The sequence below is a fragment of the Flavobacterium sp. N2270 genome, assembly GCF_025947225.1.
Lineage (GTDB): Bacteria > Bacteroidota > Bacteroidia > Flavobacteriales > Flavobacteriaceae > Flavobacterium.
Genome location: NZ_CP110005.1, coordinates 1941002 through 1958956, shown reverse-complemented (window position 1 = coordinate 1958956; position 17955 = coordinate 1941002). Strand labels below are relative to the sequence as shown.

The following is a 17955-nucleotide window of genomic DNA, read 5'->3' as shown; positions in this document are numbered from 1 at the left end:
ATATTTAAAAGAATCTATTTTATGAACTCTACAACTAAATTACAACCAGATAATAAATTTGTATTTGAATCAGCTAGTGAAGAGTAAACCGAAACTGCCTGATATGCATTTAAATTAACCAATTTTACCATTGAAACAGTTCTTGTATCTCCATTAGTAAGTGTTGCATAAGTTCTTGTTCCAGGAATTTCCGTTCCATAATTAGTTAAGTAGAATTCAGGATTTATAGCAGTACCACCAGAAGTTTTCTTAATTGAAATTGTGTAAGAAACCCTATATAAACCTGTAGTTTTAACTTGAATATTTGGTGTACTCATACTGTTCATCTCATAATTTGCCCCTGTTGAATTAAAAGCTATTGCTCCAGATGTAAGGGCTGTACTAGAATTTCTATAAAGTTCTCCATAAGATTTTGTTGTATTACTATCTGCCCAACTTGCTTTACCATTAGCATCTGAAGTTAAAACTTTACCTACGCCTTGCGTTCCATCTACAATTTTTATAGAACCTGCAATATGCAATCTTTCGTCTGGAGTGTTTGTTCCAATTCCAACTTTATTATTGCTATTTGAAGAATTTCCTAATATAATTGAATTTGATTGTGTAGCAGTTGCTTGATAACCAATTGCAGTTGCATTTTGTCCTGAAGCAGTTGATTCTGTTCCTAAAGCAGTTGATTGTTGTCCGGTAGCAGTTGAATTGTTACCAACAGCTAGAGCATTATTGTTTGTAGAATTTGCCCCTGTACCAATACTAAATGATAAATAACCAGAAGACTTTGCGTCATTACCTATAGAAACATTACTATTATTAGTTGATGAAGCCTGGAAACCTAAAGCCATTGATTGATATCCAGAAGACTTTGAATCTTTTCCAATAGAAACAGTACTATTATTACTTGCTAATGCATTATAACCTAATGCAACCGATTGATAACCAGAAGAGTTAGCTGAATAACCTAGTGCAATAGCCTCATTACTTGTTAATGCAGAAGCATTACGACCTATTGCAATTGAACTATTATCATTTGCAACTGCACCTTGTCCTAATGAAATTCCTCCATTTGGATGAAATTTGCCAACTTGAATATTATTAACTTTAAATACTAAAGAATTAAAATTATTTGTACCTAAATATTCATTTCCCGTAGATAATGTATTTCCAGTTAAATTCCAGCTATTTGATGAATCAAACGAAGGAGCATTTTCTTTAAATGCTTTCCAATATGTATCCCAATAATAAAAACCAGGAGTTACATCTGAAACACTTGAGGTATTATAAACTAATAAACTCGTCGCTGGATTTGCAATTGTAATAACATCAGTAGTTGATCTTAGACTAACTCTTGGTATTAATAAACCAGCATTTGCGCTTTTTATATCTAGTATTGAAGAAGCATCAGGGCTTGTTGTACCAATACCAACTTGTGAGTACAATGAAGCAAAACTAAAAGCTACAATAACCGTAAATATATTTTTCTTTTTTAAATACATTTTTCTTTTTTTTGCAAAATTAAGAACTATTACAGAAAAAATGTATAGTGTGTTGTTTTTATGCTTTTTTTAACTTTAGTTAATAGCTTTTTAAAAAACAAAAAAGTGAAATTAATAATAAAATATAATCATAAAGTTAAATTTAAATGTTATTTTTTTATGTACTACATAGAAAATTTAAAAAAATAACTAGAATTAAATAAAAATAAAAAATCCCACCTAAGTGAGATTTTTTTTATACTATTTATCAAGTTTTTATACGTGTAAAGCTCTATTATCGGTTGCTGCTAAAGCCGCTTCTTTAATTGCTTCTGCAAACGTAGGGTGTGCGTGTGACATTCTTGAAATATCTTCAGCGCTAGCTCTAAATTCCATTGCTACGACAGCTTCTGCAATTAAATCGGCACAACGAGCACCAATCATATGCACTCCTAAAACTTCATCAGTCTTAGCATCTGCTAATATTTTTACAAAACCATCAATATCTCCACCTGCTCTTGCTCTACCTAAAGCTTTGAAAGGGAAACTTCCTGCTTTATATGCAACACCCGATTCTTTTAATTGCTCTTCTGTTTGCCCTACTGCAGCAACTTCTGGCCAAGTATACACAACACCTGGAATTAAATTATAATCGATATGAGGTTTTTGTCCAGCTATAATTTCAGCAACCATTGCTCCTTCTTCCTCCGCTTTGTGTGCTAACATCGCTCCACGAACAACATCTCCAATTGCATAAATATTTGGAATATTTGTTTGTAAATGATCGTTAACTTCAACCATTCCTCTATCAGTAATTTTAACTCCAGCTTTATCAGCATTTAATCCTGCAGTATAAGGACGACGACCAACAGAAACTAAAGCATAATCACCTTCTAAAGTAACTAACTCACCTTTTTTATCTTCTGCCTGAACAGTTACTGTGTTTCCTTTTCTTTCTACAGATTGTACTTTATGAGAAACATAGAATTTCATTCCTTGTTTCTTCAATACTTTTGTTAATTCTTTAGATAATGAACTATCCATTCCTGGAATAATTCTATCCATATATTCTACTACAGAAACTTGTGCTCCTAAACGTAAATAAACTTGTCCAAGTTCAATACCAATAACTCCGCCACCAATAATTACTAAATGCTTAGGGATTTCTGGTAATTTTAATGCTTCAGTAGAGGTAATTACTCTTTCTTTATCTAAAGTTATAAAAGGTAAATTAGAAGGTTTTGAACCTGTAGCTATAATGATGTTTTTAGATTCAATAATTTCAGATGAACCATCCTTTTTTGTTACTTTAACAGAAGTAGTGCTTTCAAATGAACCAACACCTTCAAAAACAGTAATTTTATTTTTATCCATTAAATATTTAACACCACCAGAAGTTTGATCAACAACAGTTTGTTTTCTATCAATCATTTTTTGAAGATTCACTTTTACATCACCAGAAACTTCAATTCCGTGATCTGCAAAATGTTTCATTTCATCATAATGATGAGAAGAAGCTAACATAGCTTTTGAAGGAATACATCCAACATTTAGACATGTTCCACCTAAAGTGGAATATTTTTCAATAATGGCAGTTTTTAATCCTAATTGTGCACAACGAATAGCTGAAACATATCCACCAGGACCAGAACCTATAATAGTAACATCAAATTGACTCATAATATATATTTTGTGTGTTTATTTTGCAGTTGCAAAAATAATGATTTTTGTTTAAACGAATTAGTAATATTTGTAAAAAAACAATTTGTACTAACTTAATTTAAATGCTGTTGTATTTTTCACTTCACCTATCATAAAAGTACTGTGTGTACTGCCTATGTCTTTAATAGTTGTTAATTTAGTCACCATAAATTCTCTGTAAGCTTCCATGTCTTCTACAAAGATTTTTAAAATATAGTCATAATCACCACTAACATGAAAACATTCTAAAACTTCATCTAACTTCATTATTTGCTTTTCAAAATGCTTGATTAAGTCAATATTGTGTTGCGAAAGCTTAACATGACAAAAAACAACAAAGTTTTTACTTACCTTTGACCTATCCAATAAAGCAATGTAATTTTTAATAACACCTTCTCGTTCTAATTTTTTCACCCTTTCATATACTGCTGTAACAGAAAGATTTAACTTATCAGAAAGTTCTTTTGTGGTTTTTTTAGTATCCTTTTGAAGCATTTCCAAAAGTTTCTTATCAATTGCATCTAATTTCATCTTGCAAATTTTTTTATTGAAGATCAAATTTAACAAATTACACAGACAAAAAAACTATTTTTATAATTTAATTTAGTTTTAAAAACTATAATACACAAATAAGATTGAAACTTAATTTAAATTTATTGATATTTGATGTAATTTAAACATTAAATAATACAACTTATTATGAGTAAATTCAATCCAGCTGACAATATCCAAGATTTACAATACTTTGGTGAATTTGGGGGAGTTAACCCTTCTATTTCAGATTCTTCAACTTACACATTTCTTTCTGCAAAAACAATGTTTGACACATTTGAAGGTAATGCAGAAGGTTGTTATTTATATTCACGTCATTCTTCACCAAGTAATTTATATTTAGATAAAGCACTTGCTGCAATGGAAGGAACAGAATCTGCAAATGTTGCCGCTTCAGGAATGGGAGCTATTACTCCTACTCTATTACAATTATGTGGAAATGGTGATCATATTGTTTCTAGTAGAACTATTTATGGAGGAACTTATGCTTTCTTGAAGAATTTTGCACCTAGAATGGGAGTTAAAACTACTTTTGTTGATATTACAAAGTTAGATATTGTTGAAGCTGCTATTACTCCTAACACTAAAGTTTTATATTGTGAAACTGTAAGTAATCCTCTTCTAGAAGTTGCTGATATCTCTAACCTTTCTAAAATTGCAAAAAAACACAATCTTAAATTAGTAGTTGACAATACATTCTCTCCATTATCAGTTTCTCCAATTAAATTAGGTGCAGATATCGTAATTCATTCCCTTACAAAATACATTAACGGAAGTAGTGATACTGTTGGAGGTGTAGTTTGTGCTTCTCAAGAATTTATTAACGATTTAAAAAATGTAAATTCAGGGGCAAGTATGTTATTAGGGCCAACTATGGACAGTATGCGTTCAGCTTCAGTAATGAAAAATTTAAGAACGTTACATTTACGTATCAAACAACACAGTAATAATGCAGCTTATTTAGCTGAAAAATTTGAAAAAGATGGCCTTAAAACAGTTTATCCTGGTTTAAAAAGTCATCCAAGTCATCAATTATATAAAAACATGATTAATCCAGAGTATGGTTTTGGAGGAATGATGACAATTGATGTAGGTTCGTTAGACAAAGCAAATGCATTAATGGAATTAATGCAAGAACGTAATTTAGGATACTTAGCAGTAAGCTTAGGTTTTTATAAAACATTGTTTAGTGCGCCAGGATCATCTACGTCATCTGAAATTCCAATGGAAGAACAAGCCGAAATGGGATTAACAGATGGTTTAATTCGTTTTTCAATTGGTTTAGATAATGATATTGAAAGAACCTATCAAATGATGAATCAATGCATGAAAGAATTAAATATTCTTTAATAAATAGTATAGTTATAAAGTCCGTTTAAGAAATTCTTAAGCGGATTTTTTTTTCTATATTGCATCTTCAAAAAAAAAATAAATGGATACTAAAATAAATTCAAATAAAGAGTTAAATATTTGGGAAGCATTAATTCCTGTTTTCGCGTTAATAACAATGTTAGGCTACAATGTTTACATCTTTGGCGACAGTGCGCTGGGCGGAAGTAACCAGTTCATTTTATTACTTGGCGCTGCTGTTGCTGCAATTATTGGCTTTTTTAACAAAGTTTCTTTTCAGAAAATGATGGATGAAGTCGCAGAAAACATTAAGTCTACAACTGGTGCAATTTTAATACTACTAATGGTAGGTGCACTTGCTGGTACCTGGTTAATTAGTGGTATAATTCCTTCTATGATTTATTACGGTTTACAAATTTTGAGTCCTGCAGTATTCTTACCAGCAACTTTAATTATTTGTGCAGTAATTTCAATTGCAACAGGTAGTTCTTGGACTACTTCAGCAACTGTTGGTATTGCATTAATTGGAATTGGAGGAGCCCTAGGATTTCCTCTTGGTATGGTAGCTGGTGCTGTAATATCAGGAGCTTATTTTGGAGATAAATTATCACCTATGTCTGACACAACAAATTTAGCCCCCGCAATGGCTGGTACTGATTTGTTTACTCATATCAAATATATGGCTCTAACAACAACTCCTACTTTTATTATTTCATTTATATTATTTATCATTTTAGGTTTAACTGTTGAAACTAAAGGTATAGCAGATTCTTCGAGCTTACTTATAGATATTGAAAAATCATTCAATATAACACCTTGGTTATTTTTAGTACCTATAATAGTTATAGGAATGATTGTTAAAAAAACAGAACCTTTAGTTGCTTTACTGATAGGAACTTTATTAGCTGGTATTTTTGCAATTATTTTTCAACCTGAAATTGTACTAATGCTATCAGGTGGTAAAAGTTTAAATTTTGCAAATGCATACAAAGGAGTTTTAAATGCCATTACAATAGATTCAGTAATACCAACTGAAAATGAAACTCTAAAAGAATTATTCAAATCTGGAGGAATGCAAAAAATGCTGGGTACAATTTGGTTAATTCTTTGTGCAATGGTTTTTGGAGGAATTATGGATGCAATTGGCGCATTGGCAAGGATTAGTCAAACTTTATTAAAAATGGCGAAATCAGTATTTGGTTTATTTGCAGCAACAGTAGGTAGCTGTCTAGCCTTAAATATTACTGCTTCTGATCAATATTTAGCAATTGTAGTTCCTGGAAAAATGTTTGCTAAAGCATATAAAGATAAAGGACTTGCCCCTGAAAATTTAAGTAGAACTTTAGAAGACTCAGGAACTGTAACATCAGTATTAATTCCATGGAATACTTGTGGTGCCTACCAATCAGGAACATTAGGTGTAGACACTTTTGACTACCTTCCATATGCATTCTTTAATTTATTAAGTCCAGTTATGACATTAATTTTTGCTGCATTTAATATTAAAATAAAACAATTAGTTTCAGGTATTGAAAATTAAAAAATAATAGATATTATCTATTTCAAGATAAAAATTAACCATTACTTAAATTAAGTAGTGGTTTTTTTTATTGTATTTTTGTATAACAATAAATTGATAATCAACAAAATACATAAATCATGGAACATTCTAACAGTAACGGAAAATGCCCTTTTCATCAAAAAGAAGATAATGTAAAACCAACTACAGTTAATCAGGATTGGTGGCCTGAAGCTTTAAATTTAGATATACTTCATCAACACGACACAAAAACAAATCCTTTAGGAGAAAAATTCAATTATGCTGAGGAATTTAAAAAATTAGATTTAGAAGCTTTAAAAGCAGACTTAAAAAAACTTATGACGGATAGTCAAGAATGGTGGCCAGCAGATTGGGGTCATTATGGTGGATTAATGATTCGTATGGCATGGCATTCAGCAGGAACATATAGAGTCTCTGATGGTCGTGGAGGAAGCAATACAGGCAATCAACGTTTTGCTCCTTTAAACAGTTGGCCTGACAATGTAAGTTTAGATAAAGCTAGAAGACTTTTATGGCCAATTAAAAAGAAATATGGTAATAAAATTTCATGGGCTGATTTAATGATTTTAGCTGGAAATATGGCTTATGAATCAATGGGTTTAAAAACATTTGGTTTTGCAGGTGGTCGTGAAGATATTTGGCATCCAGAAAAAGACATTTATTGGGGCTCAGAAAAAGAGTGGTTAGCGGAAACAAAAAACAGATACGATAGTGAAGAAAATAGAGAGTCTTTAGATAATCCATTAGCTGCTGTACAAATGGGATTAATTTATGTAAATCCTGAAGGAGTAGACGGAAAACCAGATCCATTAAAAACAGCTATTGATGTACGCACAACTTTTAAGCGTATGGCAATGAATGATGAAGAAACCGTTGCTTTAACAGCTGGTGGACACACGGTAGGAAAAGCGCATGGTAATGGTGATGCTTCAAAATTAGGTAAAGAACCAGAAGCTGCAAATGTTGAAGAGCAAGGTTTAGGTTGGCACAACCCAAAAGGAAACGGAAATGGACCTGATACTATTACTAGTGGAATAGAAGGTGCTTGGACAACAAATCCAACACGTTGGGATAACGAATACTTTTATTTATTGTTCACTTACGAATGGGAATTAAAGAAAAGTCCTGCTGGTGCTTGGCAATGGGAACCAATTAACATTAAAGAAGAAGATAAACCTATTGATGCATTTGATTCTAATAAAAGAAATAATCCAATCATGACCGATGCAGATATGGCTATGAAAATGGACCCTATCTACAGAGAAATTTCTGAAAAATTTTATAAAAATCCAGATTACTTTACAGAAGTTTTTGCAAAAGCTTGGTTTAAGTTAACACATCGTGATTTAGGTCCCAAAGAAAGGTATTTAGGAGCTGATGTACCTAAAGAAAATTTAATTTGGCAAGATCCAATTCCTAAAGTTGATTATAGTTTATCAGAGGCTGAAATTGAAGAATTAAAATCAAAATTATTAAATAGTGGCTTAACTAGTGCTGAATTAATAAACACAGCTTGGGATAGTGCTAGAACTTTTAGAGGTTCAGATTTTAGAGGTGGTGCAAATGGTGCTAGAATAAGATTAGCTCCTCAAAAAGACTGGACAGGTAATGAACCTGAACGTTTACAAAAAGTTTTAAATAAATTAACCGAAATTCAATCTCAATTAACTACAAAAGTTAGCTTGGCCGATTTGATTGTTCTTGGAGGAACTGCTGCGGTAGAAAAAGCAGCTCATAATGCTGGTATAAATATAAAAGTACCATTTTTACAAGGTCGTGGTGATGCAACTGAGGAAATGACAGATGCTGAATCATTTGCAGAATTAGAACCAACTAACGATGCTTTTAGAAACTTCATGAAAAAAGAATATGCTGTTAAACCAGAAGAGTTAATGCTTGACAAAGCTCAATTATTAGGATTAACTGCTCCTGAAATGACTGTTTTACTTGGTGGAATGAGAGTTTTAGGTACAAATTATAGTGGAACAAAGCATGGTGTTTTTACAGACAAAATTGGAACTCTAACAAACGATTTTTTTGTAAATTTAACTGACATGAATAACGTTTGGAAACCAATAGGACAAAACCTATACAATATCAATGATAGAAAGACAGGACAAACAAAATGGACAGCTACGCGTGTAGATTTAGTTTTTGGTTCAAATTCTATTTTGAGAGCTTATGCTGAAGTTTATGCGCAAGATGATTCTAAAGAAAAATTTGTAAAAGACTTTATAAAGGTTTGGACAAAAATTATGAATGCCGATCGATTTGATAAAAAATAATAAAACAAATATTTTTTTATATACAAAACCACCTTTTTGGTGGTTTTGTCGTTTTAGCACTAATATAAATGTATAAAATACAACACTACATTATATTCTTTTAACAAGAAATTTTATCATAACTATTATCTATATCTTAATAAAAAGAAAACATAACAGTATCTTTTTATTAATACTTGATTTTGTAATTTTGTAGTAGAACTTTAATAATTAATAAAAAATAAACACAATGGCATTAGTAGGAAAAAAATTCCCAAACATTACAGTTGACGCAATCTCTTCAATGGGAGATAATTTAAGAATTAACGTATTAGAAGAAGCAGTAAATAACAAAAAGAAAGTTGTTTTATTTTGGTATCCAAAAGATTTTACTTTTGTTTGTCCAACAGAATTACATGCTTTTCAAGCTGCTTTAGGTGAATTTGAAAAAAGAAATACTATGGTAATAGGTGCTTCTTGTGACACAAACGAAGTTCACTTTGCTTGGTTAAATACTGCAAAAGATAATGGTGGTATTGAAGGTGTAACATATCCTTTAATTGCTGATACAACTCGTAACTTAGCTGCTAACTTAGATATTTTAGAAGCTGAATGGGTTTTTGATGAAGAATTAAACGATGAAATTTTAGAAGGTTCAAATGTAACTTTTAGAGCTACTTATTTAATTGATGAAGAAGGAAAAATTTTCCACGAAAGTGTAAACGATATGCCATTAGGTAGAAATGTAAACGAATATTTACGTTTAATAGATGCTTATACACACGTTCAAACCAAAGGTGAAGTTTGTCCAGCAAACTGGGAAGAAGGAAAAGATGCAATGAGTGCTGACAGAAATAGTACTGCTGCTTATTTAGCTTCTCACTAATCAATAACAGAAATTAATATTAATTTCAATGGCAATTATAAATTTAAAATTGCCATTGATTTTTGATATTGAAATTGAAATTTTAAAACTATGTTTACAGAAATAGAACAAGATAATTTAGCAGAGGTTGTTGCTTCAAATGATACAGTAGTAGTACAATTTTCTGCAACTTGGTGTGGAAATTGTCGTATTATGAAACCAAAATTCAAAATGTTGGCTTCTCAAAACGAAAGTATTCCATTCTTAATGGTTGATGCTGAAAAATTTCCTGAATCAAGAAAGCTAGCAACAGTTGATAATTTACCAACTTTTGCAACATTCAAAAACGGAAAATTAGTAAATCAAACGCAAACTAATAAGTTAGAAATATTAACTGAATTAGTAAACGAAGTAATATAATAAAAGGGGTAAAAGTTTAAAAGGTTATGAGGTTAAATGTAACTCAAGCCTTTTAATCTTTTAAATGCATAAACTAATAACCTAAAAATGAAATTACCTGTAATAAAACAACTAACTCAATTTATTGAAGACAACGATCAAGATTATTTGATTGAAACCATAGAAGTTTTAGAAAACTTAACTGAAGTATCTTCTTTGAAAGATGAAGAATTAGATGTAATTGGTGAATTAATATCTAACATGTACGGAGCTCTTGAAGTACATAAAATGATAAAAGAAGGGAAAGATAAAAAAACAGCATTAAATGATTTTATGAAAAGAGTTTTAGGTTCTATAGATAAATAATCAATAAACGTCAATTTTATCTTCCATAATTAAGAAAATGTAAAAAAATTAACAATTTATTTATATATTGCGTAGTAATTTATAAATAAATTTTTATGAAAAAAACTACTTTTTACATTTTATCTTTTTTATTAGCCATAACTTTTGCAAATGCGCAAAATGATCAATTTAAACCTAGGAATCCTGTATTAGAGTTTTTAAATTTTTCAAATGATACGCTTATTGTAGCAATGAAAACTCCATTTAAAAACCAGAACGAAAGAGTAGTTTCTAGTAAAATACCCTATCCTATAATTTTTATTCATGGATTAAATTCAAGTTCAGAAACTTGGAATTCAACATCTAATTATTTGGATTCTCAATATGGCTTTACTTTTGGTGGAAGATTTGATTTTTGTTTAAGTGCAGACGGAAATCATAATTTAGCAAATAAAAACTTTTATCCAACTTCTGGTGCAGATATTGCAGCATTTGAAACCACTACATTACAGAATGGCGATTATTACTATGTAAATTTTGATGTAAATATTAATGGCTCAATAGGAACTTCAGTTTACAGTAATCAATCTGCTGTAACAAAACAAGGAGTAGCTGTTAAAAAAGCTGTAGAACGCGTTTTAGCACTAACAGGAAAAGATAAAGTAATTCTTGTTGGTCACAGTATGGGTGGCTTAGCTTCAAGAGAATATATTCAAAACTCAAATAATTGGCAACCTGACGGAATGCACCATGTTGCTAAATTTTTAACACTTGGAACACCACATGGAGGAAGTAACGCAAGTGATATTGGATTGGGTTGGATTATTGGAATGGAAACTCACGCAGAAGCTTTAAGAGATTTAAAAATTACCTATTACTATAGTGGTGAACCTAGTAGATATTTATTTGGAGGAATTGAAATAAATAACTCTAGTAATATGAATGAACACTTATTTGGTCAAGATTATTGGAATATAGATGTTAACTGCAATGGAACAATCGGAGATAATATTATTGGATTAAATCAAAAAACAATAGACCATTTAATTGATTTTTCAAGTGTCATAGGAAGAGTTAACGGTTCCTCATCTGATGGAGTTGTAACTGAAGCTGCTGCGAAAATGGATAATTATTTTACCGGAACAGGATTAACTTACCCTATAAAATATTTTTATTACACCTCGATTGGTGTTGAAAATCATACGGCGCTTCCAAGTCAATATTACTATGTAATGCAAGGTTTAGATGAACCAAATGTAAAAGAATTAGCTTATTCTATTGATACAAATACTGAATATAGAGGATTTACAACTGTACAAGCTACCGGAACAACTATAGATGATGATTTTTATAAATTTACTATAACTGATAACATGAATGCTGTAGTTTCTGTTAGTAATATTGTTACAGGCTCAATGAATACTACTATTTTAAATAGTTCAGGAACTCCTATTGGTACTTCTCAAAATAATACAGGATCTACATTAAATTTAACTAGATTACTTACACCTGGTGATTACTTTTTAAAAATTTCAAGTACAACACCTACAAATACAAACTACCAAACTCCTTATGTTTTTAATATTACAACTACATTGGGAACAAATGAAAATGTATTTAACTCTATTAGTTACTATCCTAATCCGGTTAGAGACATATTAACTATTGATAATTACAACTATTCTAAAATAAGTATTTATTCTGTTTTAGGTCAATTATTAGACGTAAAATTAAATGACAATAGTTCTAATACATCTCAAATTAACATGGAAAACTATTCTAATGGTTTGTATATTTTAGTTTTAGAAAATGAAAATGGGGCAAAAACAATAAAAGTAATTAAAGAGTAATTATTTACTAAATATGAAATAAAAAAGGCTCTTTTAAAAGAGCCTTTTTTATTTATAAAACTTTTTCTTCAACCAAAAAGCTACATTTACTAGTATAATCAAAGCAGGAACTTCTACTAACGGACCAACAACTCCAGCAAAAGCTTGTCCGCTATTAATTCCGAAAACACCAATTGCAACAGCAATCGCTAATTCGAAATTATTACCAGAAGCTGTGAATGATAACGCTACAGCATCACGATAATTTGCTCCATTTTTTTTCGCTACAAAAAACATTAAGAAAAACATTATTGTAAAGAAAATTACTAATGGAATTGCTATTCTAATAACATCAAAAGGTAAATCAACAATCATTTCTCCTTTTAAACTAAACATCACTACAATTGTAAACAATAAAGCAATCAATGTAATTGGAGAAACAAACGGAATAAATTTGTGATTAAACCATTTATCACCAACATATTTTTTAATAAAATAACGACTAGCAACAGCTAACGCAAACGGGAATCCTAAATAAATACCAACCGTTTTTGCTATTTCAGCTACTGTAATGTCTAATTCTAAACCTTGTATTCCAAATAAAGGCAACATTACTTCCAAATAAAAATAAGCGTAAATACTAAAAAAAAAAACTTGAAACAAACTGTTTAATCCAATTAACCCTGCTGTTAATTCACGGTTTCCTTCTGCTAATTCATTCCAAACAATAACCATGGCAATACAAGGAGCAATTCCGATGATGATTAAACCAGTCATGTATTCTGGATAATCTTTCAAGAAAAAAGTCGCCAATAAAAACATTAAAAACGGACCAACTATCCAAGTAATTATAAATGAAATCCCAAGTAACTTCGGTTTTTCGAACATCAATGGAACTTTTGAAAAATCAATTTTTGTTAATGGCGGATACATCATTAAAATTAATCCAATCGCTAGAGGAATATTGGTAGTTTCAGAAGAAAATGAATTAATAAAATTTGCTGAATTTGGAATAAAATAACCGATTCCTACACCAATTAACATGGCTAAAAATATCCAAAGCGTTAAATATTTATCTAAAAATCCTAATCTTTTTTTCATTCTTTTAAATTAATTTTAAGTAAATATTGATATAATATAATCCTGTAATGATAAATGTTAAAGCTGCAATAACTCGCATTATTTTTTCAATTTTGGTAATCATTTTAAAATAATTCCCTAGTTTTTCCATGCTGAATGCAATTACAAATGCAAAGAAAATTACCGGCAAACCTGTCCCGATAGAAAAAAATACCGGCAATAATAAACCTTCGCTTGAAGCTAATGTCATAGGAATTAACATTGCAAAAAACAAGGCTCCACTATAAGGACAAAATGCCATAGCAAACAAAGCTCCCAACAAAAACGAACCCAATAATCCTTTTGTTTTAAAGGTTTCTGATAATTTTTCAGTAAAATTAAATCCTTTTATAAAATTCAATTTAATTACATCTAATATTATCAAACCAATAATTATCAACACATAGCCAATGTATTTTTCACCATTTCCTTGAAATATTTTGGCCACTTGAAATTTACTTGCTCCAAAATAAATTAAAGCACCAATTGAAGTGTACGAAAACATTCTTCCTAATGTGTAAAGCAAACCACTCAAGACCACTTTTTTCTTTTTATTGATGGTTTTTGCAATAAAAGCAGTTGCAGTAATATTAGTTGCTAACGGACAAGGAGCAATGGCTGTGAGTAATCCCAAAGCAAAAGCGGCAAGAATTGGAAAATCTTTATTTTCGGCAAATGTTTGAATAAAATCCATACTTATTTAAACGCTATAATTTCTTTTTCAAGTTCACTTTTAAACTTGTTACCTTCATTTTTAGCATACATAAAAGCCATTTCGGTTAAGTCTTTCGTGTTTTTTGTAGTCGAATTATACAAGTATAAAGAAGTTCCTGTTGCTTGAAATTGTTCAGAAATTGCAACATTCTTTTCATCATCCAAATTATAAATCACGAAAGAAATTTTATCGTTTCCTTGAATCGTTTCCTTACTTAATTTTTCAATATTATTACAAGTTACACAACGATGTTCTGTGTGAAACTGAATCAATTGAATTTCTGTCGTTGCAGCATTTTCAGTTACCGTTTGAACTACTTCTGATGCTTCTTTTTTACAAGAAAATAAAGTAATTATTAATAAAAATAGTAATACATTTTTTTTCATTTATTTAATTTTTTCCATATTTAGTAATAATTGCCATTTGCCCAGCATGATAGGCTGTATGAGAAACAATTCTTCCAAAAGCTTCTGCTTTAGTTTTTGTTCCAAATTCATTTGTAGAAATAGTTGTTTCCCAATCTTTATCATTCTGCATTTCAACAATTGATTTTAAAGATTCAAAAGAATGAGCAACATAGTCTTTCAACTCTTGAAGATTAATCCATTCACCTGTATCTTTTTTATCGATAACTGTTTTTGCAATAACTTTAACTTCTTTTGCTCCAAAAACATTTTTAGCAAAAAGTAATTCTACATCACCAATATGACGAATAAGAAAACCAACACTATTTACTGAAGGATCTAACTTTTTGATTAAATCTTCTTGTTTTAAAGTTGCCAATTGATTCGTAAATCTAGTTCTAGATTCAATCCAAAGTTCTAAGAAAAGTTGTGTTTTTGAATTCATAACTATAAAATAATATTAAATAAATAACCCGAGATAATAATAAAAAACGCAATCACAGAAAAGAAAATAGCAATTAACTTCCAAGTCATTACTTTCTTAAGTAAAGTCGCTTCTGGTATTGATAAACCTACAACTGCCATCATAAACGCAATTGCAGTTCCAATAGGAATTCCTTTTTGTACAAACACTTGAATAATTGGTAAAACTCCTGCTGCATTACTATACATTGGAACTCCAAATAGTACAGCTAACGGAACAGCAAAAGGATTTTCTTTACTAATATAGTTTTCAAAAAAGCCTGTTGGTATAAATCCATGCATTAAAGCACCAATTCCGATTCCGATTACAACGTAAAGTAAAACGCTTCTTATGATTCCCATAGATTCTCTAAAAATCAATGGCAATCGTTGAACAAAAGATTGTTTTTCTATTTCTAAATCACTTTCTTTTTCAGCATTAAGCAAAACCTGTTGTACCCAAGGTGACAAATGTTTTTCGAGATTTAATTTCCCTAAAACAAAACCACCTATCGTTCCTAAAATAATTCCACTTGAAACATATAAAATTGTGGCTTTTAGTCCAAACATTCCAATAAAAAGTGCAATTGCCACTTCATTAACTAATGGAGAAGTGATTAAAAAAGCAAACGTGACTCCTAATGGAATTCCACCTTTTACAAATCCTATAAATAAAGGAACTGAGCTACAAGAACAAAAAGGAGTTATAGCCCCAAATGTAGAGGCAAAAAGATATTCTAATCCAAAAAGTTTATTTCGAGAAAGGTAATTTCTGATTTTATCCACTGGAAAATAAGAATTTACAATTCCCATTATAAAGGTAATAAGAAACAATAAGATTAAAATCTTAATCGTGTCATACACAAAAAAATTGAGTGCATCACCTAATTTACTTCCTTGAGCAATGTCAAAAAACGAATAAATTAACCAATCGGAAAAATTTTGCAACCAGTCAAACATAATTACTTAAGTGCTTCTAAAATTTCGGTTTCACTTGGAACTCTTCCTTTAATTTTAACAATTTCATCCACTACTACAGCTGGAGTTGACATGATGTTATATTCCATTATTTTTTGAATATCTTCCACTTTTTCAACGGTTGCATCAATATTATTTATTGCAATTACATTTCTTACAGCTTGTTCAGTTGCTTTACATTTTGCACAACCTGTTCCTAAAATTTTAATAGTTTTCATATTTATTTTTTTATTTGAGAAAAAACATAGAACATTTCTGAAGCAATTTCTAAACTTCTTTCAGCATATTTTTCATCCATTAAATTGGTTCCGTCAAAAGCTTTTGGATCTTCATAAGTAATAGGAATTCTTTTTTCTGCTCCAGCAATAAATGGACAACCACCATCTGCTTGCGAACAAGTCATGATAGCAGCAAAATTTGATTCTGGATTAAATACATCATCATATTTTTTTGAAAAACAGATGATAGGATGAGCGTTTTCGTTGTATTTTACAGCATAAACTGGATTTCCAGATTCACTCAACTTTTGAATTTGAAACCCTTGATTTTGTAATGTCTCAGCAACTTTTGGAAACATTGCAGTAGCTTCTGTTCCTCCGGAAAAGCAGAAAACATTTTTAATATTAAAATGCAAAGCCATTGCTTGCGCCCAAACTTGCGTTAAATGACTTCTTCTAGAATTATGAGTGCAAATAAAATTTAGTCGAATAGTAGCATTCTCTTTACTTTTTTGCTCTATAAAATCAACTAAAGGTTGTAAAACATCTTTTCGTTCTTGAGAAACTTCTATATTACTAATTTCTTCAATTGTTTCTTTTAATTTTGAATACATATTATATTTTTTTAAAGTGACTAAAAATAAAGTTTTGCGTAGTTTCAAAAGGAGTTTTATGATCTTCTGTAAAGCAGTTTTCCATTTCAAAAGTATCTTCAAAAAGATCTAATATTTTTTCAACAGAATATTGAGAAATATCTAATCCACTACATTTTAAAGGTCCTTCTGTAGAAAACGTTCCTAAAACAAAATTTGCATTAGAGTTTAAAGCATTAAAAACTATAGATTTATATTTCAAAATATCTTCTTTATTTGTTAAAAAATGAAACGAAGCTCTATCGTGCCAAGCATCAAATTTTTCTATTGGTTTGAAGTCTAAAACGTCTGACACAATAAAAGTTACTTTATCTTTATTAGCTCCTAGCCTTTTTTGAATGCGGTTAATTGCACTTTGAGAAATATCCAATAAATATAAATTAGTATAACCTAAAGCAATTAAATTGTCAATTAAATAACTATCACCTCCTCCAATATCAATTATTTTAGCCGTTTTTGGCAATTTACAAGCTTGAATTAATTGAATTGAAGTTTCTGGATTTTCTTGAAACCAGCTTACCTCGTTTTCAAGCTTTGTTGAAAAGACTTTTTCCCAATGCTCTTTTTTTATATTTTCCATATTAACAACAACCTGAGTTTGGATTACATGAAGTCTCTTTTTGTTTCCACTCACCTATTTTAACTTTTGTTTTTTCTGCTGGAATTCCGCATTTATCTTTTGCCAAACAATCGGTTAATTTTGAAATTAATAGAAAATTTGTTCCGTCAAAATCTAAATTAAATTTACCAATGGTATCTTTCATTTGGTATTCAACCTCAATTTCTAAATCTGGTATTTGTAGTTTTTCTTCTGACAATTTAATAATAGAAGCTAATTTCTCTGGATGTAGTCTGTGGTCATAATCATTTGCTTCCCACAATTGAAAATTAGCAACTTCTTCATTGCGAATCGTTCCACCACAATCGATAAAGTTTTTAGCTACTTTACCCACTTCGGTAACATGAAAATGATTGGAAACTAATTCGCCATTTGGTAATTGAAAAGCGATTGTTTCTAGCTTTTGCAGAGCTTTTTTTATTTCTGATAATTTCATTTTTTTAGTAATT

General features: G+C 30.2%; 19 protein-coding genes. 7 read left to right on the top strand and 12 right to left on the bottom strand.

Annotated features, from left to right (window positions below; genetic code table 11):
* Window positions 1-14: 14 nt before the first annotated feature.
* The 3 genes from OLM55_RS09125 to OLM55_RS09115 all read right to left on the bottom strand — a co-directional run bounded on the left by OLM55_RS09125 (window position 15) and on the right by OLM55_RS09115 (window position 3704).
* Window positions 15-1493, bottom strand: coding sequence for a hypothetical protein (locus tag OLM55_RS09125; protein ID WP_264558595.1), 1479 nt, complete (start codon window positions 1491-1493; stop codon window positions 15-17).
* Between the two features lie 255 nt (window positions 1494-1748).
* Window positions 1749-3152, bottom strand: coding sequence for a dihydrolipoyl dehydrogenase (gene lpdA, locus OLM55_RS09120; protein WP_264558594.1), 1404 nt, complete (start codon window positions 3150-3152; stop codon window positions 1749-1751).
* 90 nt (window positions 3153-3242) lie between these two features.
* Entirely contained in the window at window positions 3243-3704 is a 462-nt protein-coding gene (locus OLM55_RS09115; protein WP_264558593.1) for an Lrp/AsnC family transcriptional regulator, read from the bottom strand.
* Window positions 3705-3872: 168 nt separating this feature from the next.
* On the opposite strand from OLM55_RS09115, the gene OLM55_RS09110 reads away from it, so the two are divergent.
* The 7 genes from OLM55_RS09110 (at window position 3873) to OLM55_RS09080 (ending at window position 12359) form a co-directional block, all read left to right on the top strand.
* Window positions 3873-5075 (top strand): aminotransferase class I/II-fold pyridoxal phosphate-dependent enzyme, encoded by a 1203-nt coding sequence (locus OLM55_RS09110; protein ID WP_264558592.1) that lies wholly within the window; start codon window positions 3873-3875, stop codon window positions 5073-5075.
* 82 nt (window positions 5076-5157) lie between these two features.
* Window positions 5158-6615 (top strand): Na+/H+ antiporter NhaC, encoded by a 1458-nt coding sequence (nhaC, locus tag OLM55_RS09105; protein WP_264558591.1) that lies wholly within the window; start codon window positions 5158-5160, stop codon window positions 6613-6615.
* A gap of 119 nt (window positions 6616-6734) precedes the next feature.
* Entirely contained in the window at window positions 6735-8921 is a 2187-nt protein-coding gene (katG, locus tag OLM55_RS09100) for a catalase/peroxidase HPI (protein WP_264558590.1), read from the top strand.
* A 229-nt stretch (window positions 8922-9150) separates the two neighbouring features.
* Window positions 9151-9786, top strand: coding sequence for a peroxiredoxin (locus OLM55_RS09095; protein WP_264558589.1), 636 nt, complete (start codon window positions 9151-9153; stop codon window positions 9784-9786).
* A 90-nt stretch (window positions 9787-9876) separates the two neighbouring features.
* Complete coding sequence (locus tag OLM55_RS09090; RefSeq protein WP_264558588.1) at window positions 9877-10185, top strand: thioredoxin family protein; 309 nt, start codon at window positions 9877-9879, stop codon at window positions 10183-10185.
* 87 nt (window positions 10186-10272) lie between these two features.
* On the top strand, window positions 10273-10530 hold the full coding sequence (locus tag OLM55_RS09085) for a DUF6952 family protein (protein WP_264558587.1): 258 nt from the start codon (window positions 10273-10275) through the stop codon (window positions 10528-10530).
* A gap of 95 nt (window positions 10531-10625) precedes the next feature.
* Window positions 10626-12359 (top strand): alpha/beta fold hydrolase, encoded by a 1734-nt coding sequence (locus OLM55_RS09080; RefSeq protein ID WP_264558586.1) that lies wholly within the window; start codon window positions 10626-10628, stop codon window positions 12357-12359.
* A 48-nt stretch (window positions 12360-12407) separates the two neighbouring features.
* Here the strand turns inward: OLM55_RS09080 and arsB are convergent, their stop codons facing one another.
* Genes arsB through OLM55_RS09035 form a run of 9 tightly spaced genes read right to left on the bottom strand, consistent with a single transcriptional unit; the run spans window position 12408 to window position 17942 of the window.
* Complete coding sequence (gene arsB, locus OLM55_RS09075; RefSeq protein WP_264558585.1) at window positions 12408-13439, bottom strand: ACR3 family arsenite efflux transporter; 1032 nt, start codon at window positions 13437-13439, stop codon at window positions 12408-12410.
* A 4-nt stretch (window positions 13440-13443) separates the two neighbouring features.
* Window positions 13444-14151, bottom strand: a complete 708-nt coding sequence (locus OLM55_RS09070; RefSeq protein WP_264558584.1) for an aromatic aminobenezylarsenical efflux permease ArsG family transporter — start codon at window positions 14149-14151, stop codon at window positions 13444-13446.
* Window positions 14152-14153: 2 nt separating this feature from the next.
* Complete coding sequence (locus tag OLM55_RS09065; RefSeq protein ID WP_264558583.1) at window positions 14154-14558, bottom strand: nitrophenyl compound nitroreductase subunit ArsF family protein; 405 nt, start codon at window positions 14556-14558, stop codon at window positions 14154-14156.
* A gap of 4 nt (window positions 14559-14562) precedes the next feature.
* Complete coding sequence (locus OLM55_RS09060) at window positions 14563-15021, bottom strand: DinB family protein (protein WP_264558582.1); 459 nt, start codon at window positions 15019-15021, stop codon at window positions 14563-14565.
* Window positions 15022-15023: 2 nt separating this feature from the next.
* The gene (locus OLM55_RS09055) at window positions 15024-15998 is read right to left on the bottom strand and encodes a permease (RefSeq protein ID WP_264558581.1); all 975 of its coding nucleotides are present in this window, start codon (window positions 15996-15998) and stop codon (window positions 15024-15026) included.
* A 2-nt stretch (window positions 15999-16000) separates the two neighbouring features.
* Window positions 16001-16234, bottom strand: coding sequence for a thioredoxin family protein (locus OLM55_RS09050; protein WP_264558580.1), 234 nt, complete (start codon window positions 16232-16234; stop codon window positions 16001-16003).
* A gap of 2 nt (window positions 16235-16236) precedes the next feature.
* Window positions 16237-16848: a low molecular weight phosphatase family protein gene (locus tag OLM55_RS09045; protein ID WP_264558579.1), complete on the bottom strand. Its 612-nt coding sequence runs from the start codon at window positions 16846-16848 to the stop codon at window positions 16237-16239.
* Between the two features lies 1 nt (window position 16849).
* On the bottom strand, window positions 16850-17467 hold the full coding sequence (locus OLM55_RS09040; RefSeq protein WP_264558578.1) for a class I SAM-dependent methyltransferase: 618 nt from the start codon (window positions 17465-17467) through the stop codon (window positions 16850-16852).
* 1 nt (window position 17468) lies between these two features.
* Window positions 17469-17942 (bottom strand): DUF6428 family protein, encoded by a 474-nt coding sequence (locus OLM55_RS09035; RefSeq protein ID WP_264558577.1) that lies wholly within the window; start codon window positions 17940-17942, stop codon window positions 17469-17471.
* Window positions 17943-17955 lie beyond the last annotated feature (13 nt).

What these genes read in the sequence shown, in the direction of transcription:
- OLM55_RS09125 (WP_264558595.1), bottom strand. Translation starts at nt 1,493, where the DNA reads ATGTATTTAAAAAAGAAAAATATATTTACGGTTATTGTAGCTTTTAGT.
- lpdA (WP_264558594.1), bottom strand. Translation starts at nt 3,152, where the DNA reads ATGAGTCAATTTGATGTTACTATTATAGGTTCTGGTCCTGGTGGATAT.
- OLM55_RS09115 (WP_264558593.1), bottom strand. Translation starts at nt 3,704, where the DNA reads ATGAAATTAGATGCAATTGATAAGAAACTTTTGGAAATGCTTCAAAAG.
- OLM55_RS09110 (WP_264558592.1), top strand. Translation starts at nt 3,873, where the DNA reads ATGAGTAAATTCAATCCAGCTGACAATATCCAAGATTTACAATACTTT.
- nhaC (WP_264558591.1), top strand. Translation starts at nt 5,158, where the DNA reads ATGGATACTAAAATAAATTCAAATAAAGAGTTAAATATTTGGGAAGCA.
- katG (WP_264558590.1), top strand. Translation starts at nt 6,735, where the DNA reads ATGGAACATTCTAACAGTAACGGAAAATGCCCTTTTCATCAAAAAGAA.
- OLM55_RS09095 (WP_264558589.1), top strand. Translation starts at nt 9,151, where the DNA reads ATGGCATTAGTAGGAAAAAAATTCCCAAACATTACAGTTGACGCAATC.
- OLM55_RS09090 (WP_264558588.1), top strand. Translation starts at nt 9,877, where the DNA reads ATGTTTACAGAAATAGAACAAGATAATTTAGCAGAGGTTGTTGCTTCA.
- OLM55_RS09085 (WP_264558587.1), top strand. Translation starts at nt 10,273, where the DNA reads ATGAAATTACCTGTAATAAAACAACTAACTCAATTTATTGAAGACAAC.
- OLM55_RS09080 (WP_264558586.1), top strand. Translation starts at nt 10,626, where the DNA reads ATGAAAAAAACTACTTTTTACATTTTATCTTTTTTATTAGCCATAACT.
- arsB (WP_264558585.1), bottom strand. Translation starts at nt 13,439, where the DNA reads ATGAAAAAAAGATTAGGATTTTTAGATAAATATTTAACGCTTTGGATA.
- OLM55_RS09070 (WP_264558584.1), bottom strand. Translation starts at nt 14,151, where the DNA reads ATGGATTTTATTCAAACATTTGCCGAAAATAAAGATTTTCCAATTCTT.
- OLM55_RS09065 (WP_264558583.1), bottom strand. Translation starts at nt 14,558, where the DNA reads ATGAAAAAAAATGTATTACTATTTTTATTAATAATTACTTTATTTTCT.
- OLM55_RS09060 (WP_264558582.1), bottom strand. Translation starts at nt 15,021, where the DNA reads ATGAATTCAAAAACACAACTTTTCTTAGAACTTTGGATTGAATCTAGA.
- OLM55_RS09055 (WP_264558581.1), bottom strand. Translation starts at nt 15,998, where the DNA reads ATGTTTGACTGGTTGCAAAATTTTTCCGATTGGTTAATTTATTCGTTT.
- OLM55_RS09050 (WP_264558580.1), bottom strand. Translation starts at nt 16,234, where the DNA reads ATGAAAACTATTAAAATTTTAGGAACAGGTTGTGCAAAATGTAAAGCA.
- OLM55_RS09045 (WP_264558579.1), bottom strand. Translation starts at nt 16,848, where the DNA reads ATGTATTCAAAATTAAAAGAAACAATTGAAGAAATTAGTAATATAGAA.
- OLM55_RS09040 (WP_264558578.1), bottom strand. Translation starts at nt 17,467, where the DNA reads ATGGAAAATATAAAAAAAGAGCATTGGGAAAAAGTCTTTTCAACAAAG.
- OLM55_RS09035 (WP_264558577.1), bottom strand. Translation starts at nt 17,942, where the DNA reads ATGAAATTATCAGAAATAAAAAAAGCTCTGCAAAAGCTAGAAACAATC.